We start from the raw sequence: 11986 nt of genomic DNA, 5'->3' as shown, positions 1-11986 counted from the left end.
CTGGCCATCGCAGGCAAGGGTCGCCGCGGCCCCGCCGCTGCGCAAAACGTGAAGTGTACGAGCAGCGATGGCCGATGCCGAGCAGCGGCGCGCGTGCAGTCAGCGCGCAGCGGCGTTCTCAGCCGTTGGAAGCGACGCTGCGCTCGGACCATACGGCCAACGTGGTGCCGCCGGGCTCGCGAAAGTGAAAGCGGCTGCCGCCGGGGAAGCCGAACACCGGCTTGACGATCTCCCCGCCCGCAACACGCACGCGCTCGAGCACAGGCGCCAAATCGTCGGCATACAGCACCACCGATGGGCCGCCTTCGGCCGGCGCTGGCGCGGCTGCACGGTAAAAGCCACCGTCCAGGCGGCCGTCATGGAAGGCCAGTTAATCCGGGCCATAGGCCTGAAATTGCCAACCAAACACCGTTTCGAGAAACGCGCGGCTGGCGTCCGGGTCGACGGAGGCAAATTCCACGTAGTCGATCCGGCGTTCGCGTGCAGCACTCTCTTGCGGGGCCAGGTGATCGATCGCCGGGCTCATGCCAGCCGTTTCAGCAGCTCGGCGGCCTCGGCGCGGGTGGTGGCGTCGCCGGTGGCGGCAACTTCCAGCAGCAAGCCGCGCGCGGTGTCCTTGTCGCCCAGGTCCATATAGGCCACCGCCAGTTCCAGGCGATCGCGCCCGGCCGAGCCGACGTCCCGGCTGGTCGTCGTATTAGGCGCCGCAATCGGTGCCACAGGCGGGCGATCGACATCCAGGCTGTCCTGCGTGGCGATCGGTGCGACTGGAGCAGCGGATGGCACTTCGCTGATCGTGGGAGCGATGTCTGCGTGGTGTACCTGCAGCGAATCGCGCGCCGAGTCCTGAGGAGACTCGTCAGGCGCGATGTGCTGCGGCTCTGTCACCACCACTGGCGGCGTGGCACGCAGCGCGCGCCGGTCGTCGCTATTGATCGCCGCTGGCGCTGCAGCCGGCTCGGACAGCAGTGGCTCGCGGCGCAGCACGTCCGATAACGGTTGGTGCATGTCGTGGGCACGCTCGCCTTCGCGCAGATCGGCCTGCTCGAATTCGGTCTCCTGCAGCACATCGCGCTCGCTCGGCTCCGTGGCCCGCGCCTCGTCTTGCGGCTCGGCGGCCCGCACCGGCGCGCCCGGCAGGACGAAGTCGTACTGCCGGCGCGGCAACGGCGGCAGCGGCGACGGTTTACGACGGCGGGCGGCCAACCATGCCAACACGGCAGCGACGATCAACACCAGCCCACCGATCAACCACAGCGGAAAACCACCGCCCTGTTGCGCGGCCGCCGGGGCTTCCGACAGGCGCTTCTGTGCGGCCGCCAGATCGGTGTCCTTCATTGCAATCAGCGCTTGCTGCTGCTGCCTGAGCTTTTCCAGGTCGGCCACGCGGGTACGCAGGTCCTGCAATTCCGCATCGCGGGTGGCGATGTCTTCCTTGGCCTGTTGCAACTGTTGGTTGGCCGCCATCTCGCCCTCGCCTTCGGCACTGGTACCGGACGTGACGCCGGCCTTGTTGGTCTGACTCGCCACTGCAGGGGCGATTTCGAGCCGCGCACCGGCACCGGCCGTTGCGGCCGGCGTGGCGGGTCGCGGGGTTGTAGCGGCAGCAGCGCCGGCTTCAGCCGGTTGCGGCACCGCCGAGCGTGCCTGACGCCACTGGGCAGCCTGTTCGCGCACCATCACTGCCGCTTCGGCCGCGCCGACTTGCGCCAGCGCGTCTTCCTGCGGCGTGCGCAACACCGCGCCTTGCTTCAGGCGGTTGATGTTGCCGTTGATGAAGGCCGCCGGATTGGTGCGCAGCAAGGCCAGCATGGTCTGGTCCAGCGAATGCCCGCTGGAACGCGCCACCACCGCGGCGATCTCCGACAAGGTCTGACCCGAGCGCACGGCCGGCAATGCATCGCCGGCCCGCGTGGCGGACGCAGGCGGTGCGCTGGCGGCTGCACGTACCGCCGGCTCGCCTCCAGCGGTGCCCTGTGCATCGCGGTTGGCCACCGGCGCAGCCGCTGGCTCGCGCGCGATGGCATTACTGGAACCGGCGCCCGGCGCTTCAATGGCCGGCTCGGCGATCGCGGCAGCGGTGTCGGGCGCATCGACCAAGGCGGAATATCCACGCACCAGGCGGCCCTGGCCCCACTCCACTTCGATCAGGAAGTTGATCACCGGCTGGTCCACCGCCTGGCTGCTGGTCACGCGAATCACCGCGCGCCCGCGTGCATCCTGCGCAAACTGGAACTGCAGATTGCTGACCAGGCCTTGCGGGCGCTCCAGACCGACCCGCGCGAACGTGGTGGCCGATGCCAGCGCCACGCGCGCGTTGTCGAGTTCGCCCGGCTCGTTGGAGATGACCGGAATCTCGGCCACCAGCGGCTGCCCGGGCTTGGACAGCACCCGGATATCGCCCAACCCCAATGCCACGGCAGCGCCGCTGCAGGCCATCAGCAGCAACGCACCTATCCCTTGTATCGGACGCATCGCGCCCCAGCCCCTCTGTTTCATGGGCATCAATATAGCCGCTCGATGAGCGAAAAAGTCGGCGTTGTTATGCAGAGCGATGCGAGAGTGCGACTGCCGCAGTGCGGCATGCATGTGCGGCCGATGCAGACAGCGCGTACCGATGGGCGACAACGCGGCGATGCGTATCACGCGCGCAGCGGCCCATCAGCCGCTCTTGTGATGCGCAATGACGTGCGTGATGCCATGACGTGGCGCCGATGGCGATGTCGTGGATTGCCGAAGCAGGCAACATGGGGTCCGCGGATGCGGGCAGCATGACTGCGGCAACGCAACCTGCCACTCCGTCAACACGCCGGCCCTTCGATTCAAGCTGACACGCGCAAGCCACACATGCAGGCAAGCGCGCGATGATCGCGGGCCTGCACGTTCGACCTTTCGTCGAGGGTGGGCGCTGCCTTCAACGAAAGATTTGCACGCTACGGGCGTGCCTGCGCGCGATGACGCATCCCAGAGCCACAGCATCGCGCACAGGCCCGCCCCTGCGAGTACACGGCGACCGAGAGCGGCTAACGAAACGCAGCGAACGCGCGTCAGGCAGATGCGGACGGCGCACAGGAACCGCAGTGGACGAGCAGCAGATGCCGATCCCGAACACTAGCCACCCGCATGGCGACTGAGCAGTCGTTTTGTAGTTGCTCTTAGCCTTCCTGGGCGACCAGCTCGGCCAGCTGTACCGCGTTAAGCGCAGCGCCCTTGCGGATGTTGTCGGAGACGATCCACAGGTTCAGACCACGCGGGTGCGAGAGGTCTTCGCGGATGCGCCCGACGAACACCGCGTCCTTGCCGGAGGCATGCGTGACCGGGGTCGGGTAGCCGCCGGGCGTGCGCTCATCCACCACTTCCACGCCGGGCGATGCTTCCAGCAGCGCGCGCGCCGCTTCCACAGTGATCTTGTCGCGGGTTTCGATCGCCACCGCTTCGGAATGGCCGTAAAACACCGGCACGCGTACCGCGGTGGGGTTCACCTGGATGCTGTCGTCGCCGAGGATCTTGCGGGTTTCCCAGACCAGCTTCATCTCTTCCTTGGTGTAGCCGTTGTCCTGGAAGTCGTCGATGTGCGGGATCAGGTTGAAAGCGATCTGCACCTGGAACTTCTTCGGCTCGATGTCCTGGAAGCTCAGCAGCTCGCTGGTCTGCTTGCCCAGCTCTTCCATCCCGGAGCGCCCGCCACCGGAGACCGACTGGTAGGTCGCCACGTTGATGCGCTCGATGCCGTACTGGCGATGGATCGGGCCCAATGCCACCAGCATCTGCATCGTCGAGCAATTGGGGTTAGCCACAATACCGCGCGGGCGCTGCTTGAGCGCTTCCGGGTTGACCTCGGAGACCACCAGCGGCACGTCGTCGTCGTAGCGGAACGTCGACGAGTTATCGATCACCACTGCACCGGCCGCGGCAAACTTGGGGCCGTATTCCTTAGACACGCTGCCGCCTGCGGAGAACAGCGCGATATCCACGCCGGTCGGGTCGAAGTCGGCCAGATCCTGCACATCGACCTTGCCGCCATTGAACTCGACCTGCCCGCCGGCCGAGCGCGACGAGGCCAGCGCGTACAGGGTGGCGACCGGGAAGTTGCGCTCGGCCAGGATGCTCAGCATGGTCTCGCCGACAGCGCCGGTGGCGCCCACGACCGCGACGTTGAAACGACGATTTTCGTTGCTCATGAGGTTTGTCTTTATCGAAAGGGGGAAAGAGGAAGCACTGCGCGCTGGGCTCGGGGAACCTCCAACGCTGGCCGCGGAGGTTCCCTATCGTTTGGTCGCGATGGTGCCGGTGACGCCGGTTTTTTTCGCATCCGCGGCGGTGCCGCCATGTCTAGCAGCGGCAACCGCATCGGTATTAAGCGCGCTCGGCGGATGGCCGGCATGCGGGCCTTCGCCCAGCGCAGCGATCAGGTTGTCCACCGCCAGTTGCACCATCGCGCGGCGCGTGGCAAGGCTGGCGCTGCCGATATGCGGGGTGAGCACCACGTTACGCAGCGCCAGCAGCTCCGGTCGCACGCGCGGCTCGCCTTGGTAGACATCCAGGCCGGCACCGGCCAGACGCCCGTTGGCCAGCGCATCGGCCAGCGCCAGCTCATCGACGATCCCGCCGCGCGCGATGTTCACCAGCGTGGCGGTGGCGCGCATCTTGCCCAGCGCCGCCGCATCGATGATGTGGTGCGAGTCCCTGGTGTACGGCACCACCAGTACCAGATGATCGGACTGCGCCAGCAAGGTATCGAACTCAACGTACTGTGCGCCCAGCGCCTGTTCGGTAGCGGCCGGCAACGGGCTGCGGTTGTGATACAGCACGCGCATGCCGAAGCCGTGCGCGCCGCGCCGTGCGATGCCCTGCCCGATCCGGCCCATGCCAAGAATGCCGAGCGTGCTGCCATGGATATCGGCACCCAGCATGGCCTTGAACGACCACTGGCCCCACTGCCCGTCGCGCAGCCAGCGCTCGGATTCGGTGATGCGGCGCGCGGTGGCCATCAACAGCGCAAAGCCGAGATCGGCGGTGGTTTCGGTGAGCACGTCCGGCGTGTTGCTGGCCAGGATGCCGGCCGCACTCAAGGCGTCGATGTCGAGATTGTTGTAGCCCACGCCGACGTTGGCGATGGCGCGCAGCTGCGGCGCCGCAGCGATTTCCGCCGCACCGACCCGCTCGTTGAGCGTGATCAGCGCGCCGTCCAGCGATGCCAGCCGCGCGGCCAGCTCGACCGGCGACCAGACGGTGACGTGCTCGGTGGTGGTCAGCTCGAAATGCTCGCCCAGTTGCGCGACCACGTCGTCGAACAGCGGCTGGCTGACCCACACCTTGGCGCGAGCCGTGTCAGACATCGACCTGACCGGGAATGCGCGGCGAGATCTCACCCACATCGCCGCACTGCGCACGGTGGCGCAATGCCTGGTCCATCAGCACAAGCGCCATCATCGCCTCGGCGATCGGGGTGGCGCGGATGCCCACGCACGGGTCGTGCCGGCCGGTGGTGATGACGTCGACCACACTGCCGTCGGCATCCACCGTCGCGCCGGGCAGGCGCAGACTGGAGGTGGGCTTGAGCACCATCGAGGCGGTGACCGCCTGGCCGGTGGAGATACCGCCGAGAATGCCGCCGGCATGGTTGCTGCGAAAGCCTTCCGGAGTGATCAGGTCGCGGTGTTCGGTACCCTTTTGCGCCGCGCTGGCGAAGCCGTCGCCGATCTCCACGCCCTTGACCGCATTGATGCTCATCAACGCAGCAGCCAGTTCGGCATCGAGCTTGCCGTAGATCGGCTCGCCCCAGCCCGCCGGCACGCCGCCGGCCAGCACGTCCACGCGCGCGCCGACCGAATCGCCGGACTTGCGCAACGCATCCATATAGGTTTCCAGCTCCGGCACCTGCGCGGCATGCGGCCAGAAAAACGGGTTGTCTTCCACCGCATCCCAGTCGAAACCAGCGGGACGGATCTCGCCCAGCTGCGACAGAAAACCGCGCACCAGTACGCCGTAACGCTGCTTGAGCCACTTCTTGGCGATGACGCCAGCGGCCACACGCATGGTGGTTTCGCGCGCCGACGAACGACCGCCGCCGCGCGGATCGCGAATGCCGTACTTCTGCCAATAGGTGTAGTCCGCATGGCCGGGACGGAACTGCTGGGCGATGTTGCTGTAGTCCTTGCTGCGCTGATCAGTGTTGCGGATCAGCAGGCCGATCGGCGTGCCGGTGGTACGGCCTTCGTACACGCCGGACAGAATCTCGATCTCGTCGGCCTCGCGACGCGCCGAGGTGTGCCGGCTCTTGCCGCTGGCACGGCGCTGCAGATCATGGCTGAACTCTTCCGGCGCGATCTCCAGGCCGGGAGGGCAGCCATCGACGACGCAGCCGATCGCAGGCCCGTGCGATTCGCCGAAGGTGGTGACGGTGAACAGCTTGCCGAACGCATTGGCACTCATGCGCGCAGGCTCATCGCTGCGCGGCCAGCTCGGCGATGCGTGCGCCGTGTGCGATCAATTCGCGGCATTCCACCGCGAAAATGCCCATCTGCCCGACCTTGAACTCGACCCAAGCCAGGTCCACTTCCGGCAGCAACTTGATCAGGTGCTGCTCGGATTCGCCCACTTCGCAGATCAGCAGACCGTCTTCGCTCAGGTGCTGCGGCGCATCGCGCAGGATCTTCAGCACCAGGTCCAGGCCGTCGTCGCCGGCACGCAGCCCCAGCTCCGGCTCGTAGGAATACTCCTGCGGCAGCGCGTCGGTTTCGTCGTTGGTGACGTACGGCGGGTTGGTGACGATCAGGTCGTACTGGCGGCCGCCCAGCCCGGTAAACAGGTCGGACTTGAGCAAGGTGACGTTGTCTGCATGCAGGCGCGCCTTGTTTTCGGCCGCCAGCGCCAGTGCATCGTCGCTGATATCCACGCCATCCACATCCCACTGCGGGTTGTCGTGGCCCATCGCAATGGCAATGCAGCCCGAGCCGGTGCACAGGTCGAGGGCGCGAGTCACTTCGCGGCCGCCCAGCCAGGGCTCGAAGCCAGCTTCGATCAATTCGGCGATCGGCGAACGCGGCACCAGGGCGCGCGCATCGCTCTTGAAACTCAGGCCGGCAAACCAGGCCTCGCCGGTGAGGTACGCCGCCGGAACGCGCTCGGTGATGCGGCGCTCGAACAAGCCAAGCACCTGCTCTTTTTCCGAACGCAGCAAGCGCGCCTGGCCATAGGCCGGGCCGAGGTCGTGCGGCAGATGCAGGGTGTGCAGGACCATTTGGGTGGCTTCGTCCAGCGCATTGTCGTAGCTGTGGCCGAATGTCAGGCCGGCTGCGTTGAAACGGCTGGTGCCGTAGCGGATCAGGTCGATGATGGTGTGCAGTTCGTCGGCCGCGGCGGCAGTCATGGCAACAACTAAAGAGAAATCGGCCCCAGATTATAGAGGTCGGATCGGTATCATGAGCGTCCGTTGCACTGGAAACCGCCATGTTCAATCGCAATACCGGCATCGTGCTACTGGTGGCGCTGGCCGCTGGCCTGGGGCTGTTGCTGGGCCAGAAGTTTCTTGGCGACGCGCCCAGTTCGCCGTGGCCGCCCACCAAGACCATCACCTTTTATCCGCAGCCGCGCCCGTTGCCGCAATTCAGCCTGCGCCAGTCCGACGGCACCCAGCTGGTACCCGGCGAGCTCAACGGGCATTGGACGCTGGTGTTTCTGGGCTTCACCTTCTGCCCGGATGTCTGCCCGACCACCTTGACCGATCTAGCAGTGGCGCAGCAGCAATGGGAAAGCATTCCCGATGGCTTGCGCCCGCGCGTGCTGTTCGTCTCGGTAGACCCGCAGCGCGATCCGCCGGCGCGGCTGGGTGAGTACGCGCACGCCTTCCACAAGGACACCCTGGCCGCTACGGCCGATGTGCCGGCGCTGGAGCGCTTTGCCACCGCGCTGGGGTTCGTGTTCAAGAAGGTCCCGGGCAAGGGGTATGCGCAGAATCCTAACGACTACAGCATGGATCATTCGGCCGGCATCGCCGTGCTGGATCCGCAGGGCCGGCTGGCCGGGCTGATCCGTCCCCCGCTCGACCCGAAGGCGATTGCCGCCGACCTCCAACAGCTGACCAAGGTAACTGCTCCGTGAGTCTTGTCACGTCCCTGACCTACGTGCTGCCGCACCGGTTGCTGTCCTCGCTGGCGCGCGCGCTGGCCTATTCCAATAGACCCGCCACCAAACAGTGGTTGATCGACACGGTGACACGCAAGTTCGGCGTGGACCTGAGCGAAGCGCAGGAGCCCGACCCACGCGCCTATCCCACCTTCAATGCGTTTTTTACCCGCGCCTTGAAGCACGGCGCACGCGTGCCGGATGCCGACCCGGCCGCGTTGCTGATGCCCGCCGACGGCCGCATCAGCCAGCTCGGCCCGATCGAGAACGGCCGCATTTTCCAGGCCAAGGGGCAGTCGTTCACCGCCGCAGAATTGCTCGGCGACGCAGGGGCCGCAGCGCCGTTCAACAACGGCCTGTTCGCCACCGTGTACCTGTCGCCCAAGGACTACCACCGCGTGCATATGCCGTGGACCGGCACCTTGCGCACAACCGTGCACGTGCCCGGCCGGCTGTTTAGTGTGGGTCCGGACGCAGTACGCAACGTGCCGCGCCTGTTTGCGCGCAACGAGCGGCTGGTGTGCCACTTCGACACCGACTTCGGCCCGATGGCCTCGGTGATGGTGGGGGCGCTGCTGGTCTCCGGCGTGGAAACGGTCTGGAGCGGCGTGGAGATCCCGCGCTATGGCGACCGCATCACGCGCAAGGACTACCGCGGCAAAGGGATCGTGCTGGAGAAGTTTGCGGAGATGGCCCGGTTTAACTACGGCTCGACCGTGATCGTGTTGCTGCCGCCGGGTGTGGCGACGCTTGATGGCGGACTTGGCGCCGAAACATCGGTTCGGCTTGGCCAGGCACTCGCACGTCGTCAGCTTGGCTGACGCGCAGCGGCGCGAGCGGCATTCAGGCGCATCGCCTGAGGGAGGCGCGGCGCACTTTAACTAAGAGCGGCGAACAAAACGACTGCGCAGCTGTCAGGTGGGCGCAGACGGCGCGCTTACAACCGCAGTGGACGCGGGGTACATGCCGATTCCGAGCACCGGCCGCGCCCGCCTGGCGGTGAGCGCAGTCGTTTTGTGAGCCGCTCCAAGGCTCCACCGCGCTTGTGCTGCTGCCGCAGCGTGTCGCCACGCTCGATGGCGGATTCAGTGCCGAAACGTCCGTCCGCCTCGGCCGGGCACTCGCACGTCGCCAGCGAATTGCAACGATGCCGTCGTAAGAGCGGACCTGGCCGCAAAGACACATTCCCGACCAAGCGCCGTACATCCGCGCGCGCCGTCGTCCCAGCCTTCGATTGAGAACACACTGCCCAGGCGGGGCGAACGGGACGGCTTCGTCGCGGCCGGGTCCGCTCCAGCGGCAGCTAGCCCAGGCCGAGACGCACCGCCGTTGCAGGACGCGACTACCAACACCGCACCGCCTGCGCAGGGCTCAGCGATCGCAACCGGCCAGCTTGATGCTCTGCCCCGGTTTGAGCGCGTACGACGGCGCCTTCACGCCGTTGGCCTTGGCCAGTTCCTTGATCTCGCACTGGTACTTCTGCGCGACGCGCCCGAGCGTGTCGCCCTTGGCGATGGTGTAGCTGCGCACCTGCTTGGCCTTGGGCTTGGCCACCACCGGTTTGCCGGTGGCCACGGTGGTCGGCACACCGGGCATCTGGCTGACATCGCCCACCGCCACGCTGGGCACGTACTCGGGCGCACTACTACTACTGCGGACGATCGCGCTATTGAGATCGGCAGTGATCAGCGTGCGCGCCAGATCCGCGCGCGGGCCGTTGACGCAGTAGCGCGTGTACAGGCTGGCGATGCGGTTGGTGGCGTTGATGACGGTGCCGGCAGGAATCCAGCCATCGGATTCATAGCGCGGGTTGAGATTGCGCAGCGCACGCATGTAGCCGTCACGTGTACCCATGCTGCCCAGGCAGATGGTGAGTTCGTAGATGGTGGTCGACTTGGCCAGCTTGAGCGTGGCCGGCTGCGCATCGAGCTTGGGGAAGTCCACGCCGTACTGGCGCGGGTGCAGGAAAATCCACGCCGCCGCGATCACCATCGGCACATAGTCCTTGGTTTCGGGCGGGAACTGGTTGTAAACATCCTGATCCCAGAAGCCGCGCCCACCGCTTTGCGAGAACACGCGCGCGGCACGCCCTTCGCCACCGTTGTAGGCGGCCAGCGCCAGTTCGATGCTGCGGTTGAGCCCGGCCATGCGCTCGTTGAGATAGGCGGCGCTGGCTTCGGCCGCGCTGCGTGCATCGAAGCGTGTGTCGAAGCCGGTGCCGTCCGGGCCCAGCCCGAAGCGACGCCCGGTGGCCGGCATGAACTGCATCAGTCCGGCCGCGCCGGCGCGCGAGCTGGCGTGCACCTTGCCATTGGATTCCTTGGCCATGATGCCGAACAGCAGCGCCTCGGGAAGGCCGCGCTTCTGCCATTCCGGCCACATCACGCCGCGCAGGTTGCTGTAGTTCTCGTAGCTGGTCAGCAGCGCCGGGCGCATATCAGTGAGCCAGCGCCGGATGCCGGCCTGCACGGCCGGGTTGTACTGCACCATCTTGTCGAAGTCGTGGCGCTGGTCGTTGAGCAGCGTGGCGGCACGCGCGGCCTCGGGAATACCGTTCGACGCCGGGCCCAGATGGTCCGGGTCGGCTTGCAGCAGCGTGTCGTCGTCTTCCGGATCTTCAGCGGCCGGCGCCTCGGCATCGGCGCGCGTCTTGAGCAGGCGCTTGTAGGTGGCCAATTGATTGGAAACCAGGCAGCCGCGCTGCTTGATGCAGGCATCGATGATGTCTTCCATGTCCTCCAGCGCGGCATCGCCTTCGGCAGTGCCCTTGGGGTCGGAGTTGTTCACCAGCACGAGCGCATCGCGATAGCGCTTTTCGGCGGCGGCCATGCGCGCATCGAGCGCGGCAGCCTTCTCCGTGTCGCGTTTGGAGAGAGCGTGGGCGGCGGGGACGACAGACATCAACGCAACCACGACCAGAACCGGCCATGGGCGCAAACAAAAATGAGCGAGCGGCATCGTAGGCAGTACAGCGGAAAGGCAGGCAGGGTAGCCGCCGGGGCGACACCGGGGCAAGGCGGCGAGGTCGCTGGGGTCAGTGGGCCGTTAGCTTGGGGGGAGTGATCGATGCATGCAGCACCTGCAAACCGGCTCGCCAGGGCGATGAGTGACCAAGCCTGCGGCTGCAGCGTGGCCTGCGCATGATTGGCCTGTGCGATCCAGGCTGCCGGACAGGAAGCTGCTGACGTGCAGGCTGGCATTGCCCGCCGGGATTGCCCACTAGAATCCGGACTTTCCCACCGGATCTGCGCAATGGCCTCGTTCCTGCTCGGCAAAGGCATCACCGACGACATCCCGGTTGCGCTGGAAGGACGCTTCGGCAACCGCTACGGGCTGGTGGCCGGCGCCACCGGCACCGGCAAGACCGTAACCCTGATGACCCTCGCCGAAGGCTTCTCGCGGCTGGGCGTGCCAGTGTTCCTGGCGGACGTAAAAGGCGACGTCGCCGGCCTGGCCGTGGCAGGCGACGGCGCGCCCGGCGTGCTGCAGCGCGCCAAGGATATGGGCATTGCCGACTACGCCCCGGCCGCCAACTCGGTAGTGTTCTGGGACCTGTATGGCCAGCTCGGGCACCCGGACTGCGGCGTTCGGTCATGCTGACCACCACGGCGCGTCCGTGCGAGGCCCTGATGGTCTCCAGCTCCCAGTCGCCGATACGGCTTCGCTGCTCAACCACGCTGGGGCGCTGTGTCCAGCTGCGCCGATGCGAGCTGCCCGCGGCCATCGCGCACGCCACGCCGCCGGCGCTTGCGACGGCGTTTGCGTAGATGCATGAACAGCTGACCACCGCGCTTCTGATCGGCGTCGATGTGCCGATAGATCCATGCGTGACTGGCCAAGCCGGTGCGACCGGCGATCT

General features: G+C 66.7%; 8 protein-coding genes, 2 other RNA genes and 3 pseudogenes. 3 read left to right on the top strand and 10 right to left on the bottom strand.

Annotated elements, in window-relative coordinates:
- Nucleotides 1-118 precede the first annotated feature (118 nt).
- From WJW29_RS05795 to prmB, 7 genes and pseudogenes are all read right to left on the bottom strand, one after another.
- Nucleotides 119-526 (bottom strand): annotated as a pseudogene (locus WJW29_RS05795) (VOC family protein).
- Complete coding sequence (locus WJW29_RS05790; protein WP_075241401.1) at nt 523-2475, bottom strand: FimV/HubP family polar landmark protein; 1953 nt, start codon at nt 2473-2475, stop codon at nt 523-525. Before WJW29_RS05790 ends, WJW29_RS05795 begins: the two are co-directional and overlap by 4 nt.
- 546 nt (nt 2476-3021) lie before the next feature.
- A non-coding RNA gene (locus WJW29_RS05785) (sX9 sRNA) lies at nt 3022-3097 on the bottom strand.
- Nucleotides 3098-3155: 58 nt separating this feature from the next.
- On the bottom strand, nt 3156-4181 hold the full coding sequence (locus tag WJW29_RS05780) for an aspartate-semialdehyde dehydrogenase (RefSeq protein WP_011259769.1): 1026 nt from the start codon (nt 4179-4181) through the stop codon (nt 3156-3158).
- A gap of 84 nt (nt 4182-4265) precedes the next feature.
- A complete protein-coding gene (locus tag WJW29_RS05775; protein ID WP_011409070.1) occupies nt 4266-5339 on the bottom strand; it encodes a D-glycerate dehydrogenase in 1074 nt (357 codons plus the stop codon).
- Nucleotides 5332-6435: a chorismate synthase gene (gene aroC / locus WJW29_RS05770; RefSeq protein WP_011259771.1), complete on the bottom strand. Its 1104-nt coding sequence runs from the start codon at nt 6433-6435 to the stop codon at nt 5332-5334. The genes WJW29_RS05775 and aroC overlap by 8 nt, the downstream gene beginning before the upstream one ends.
- 10 nt (nt 6436-6445) lie before the next feature.
- A complete protein-coding gene (prmB, locus tag WJW29_RS05765; protein ID WP_011259772.1) occupies nt 6446-7372 on the bottom strand; it encodes a 50S ribosomal protein L3 N(5)-glutamine methyltransferase in 927 nt (308 codons plus the stop codon).
- A gap of 80 nt (nt 7373-7452) precedes the next feature.
- On the opposite strand from prmB, the gene WJW29_RS05760 reads away from it, so the two are divergent.
- Both WJW29_RS05760 and asd read left to right on the top strand, forming a co-directional pair.
- The gene (locus tag WJW29_RS05760; RefSeq protein ID WP_011259773.1) at nt 7453-8103 is read left to right on the top strand and encodes an SCO family protein; all 651 of its coding nucleotides are present in this window, start codon (nt 7453-7455) and stop codon (nt 8101-8103) included.
- Nucleotides 8100-8948, top strand: coding sequence for an archaetidylserine decarboxylase (gene asd / locus WJW29_RS05755; protein ID WP_027703264.1), 849 nt, complete (start codon nt 8100-8102; stop codon nt 8946-8948). The genes WJW29_RS05760 and asd overlap by 4 nt, the downstream gene beginning before the upstream one ends.
- A gap of 68 nt (nt 8949-9016) precedes the next feature.
- On the opposite strand, the gene WJW29_RS05750 is transcribed toward asd, so the two are convergent.
- Both WJW29_RS05750 and WJW29_RS05745 read right to left on the bottom strand, forming a co-directional pair.
- Nucleotides 9017-9092, bottom strand: a non-coding RNA gene (locus tag WJW29_RS05750) — sX9 sRNA.
- 406 nt (nt 9093-9498) lie between these two features.
- Nucleotides 9499-11085, bottom strand: a complete 1587-nt coding sequence (locus tag WJW29_RS05745; protein WP_113084402.1) for a transglycosylase SLT domain-containing protein — start codon at nt 11083-11085, stop codon at nt 9499-9501.
- A gap of 294 nt (nt 11086-11379) precedes the next feature.
- Here WJW29_RS05745 and WJW29_RS05740 point away from each other — a divergent pair.
- A pseudogene (locus WJW29_RS05740) lies at nt 11380-11703 on the top strand (helicase HerA-like domain-containing protein); the annotation flags it as partial.
- Here the strand turns inward: WJW29_RS05740 and WJW29_RS05735 are convergent.
- Nucleotides 11605-11986, bottom strand: a pseudogene (locus WJW29_RS05735) (IS30 family transposase); the annotation flags it as partial. The pseudogenes WJW29_RS05740 and WJW29_RS05735 overlap by 99 nt on opposite strands.

The sequence above is a fragment of the Xanthomonas sp. JL1 genome, from assembly GCF_038405005.1.
Note: the sequence above shows the minus strand (reverse complement) of the source record. Positions and strands in the feature narration are given on the sequence as shown.

Bases quoted from the DNA above. Each gene is read 5' to 3' on its own strand.
- WJW29_RS05760 (WP_011259773.1), top strand. From the start codon at position 7,453: ATGTTCAATCGCAATACCGGCATCGTGCTACTGGTGGCGCTGGCCGCT.
- WJW29_RS05775 (WP_011409070.1), bottom strand. From the start codon at position 5,339: ATGTCTGACACGGCTCGCGCCAAGGTGTGGGTCAGCCAGCCGCTGTTC.
- WJW29_RS05745 (WP_113084402.1), bottom strand. From the start codon at position 11,085: ATGCCGCTCGCTCATTTTTGTTTGCGCCCATGGCCGGTTCTGGTCGTG.
- WJW29_RS05780 (WP_011259769.1), bottom strand. From the start codon at position 4,181: ATGAGCAACGAAAATCGTCGTTTCAACGTCGCGGTCGTGGGCGCCACC.
- WJW29_RS05790 (WP_075241401.1), bottom strand. From the start codon at position 2,475: ATGCGTCCGATACAAGGGATAGGTGCGTTGCTGCTGATGGCCTGCAGC.
- prmB (WP_011259772.1), bottom strand. From the start codon at position 7,372: ATGACTGCCGCCGCGGCCGACGAACTGCACACCATCATCGACCTGATC.
- aroC (WP_011259771.1), bottom strand. From the start codon at position 6,435: ATGAGTGCCAATGCGTTCGGCAAGCTGTTCACCGTCACCACCTTCGGC.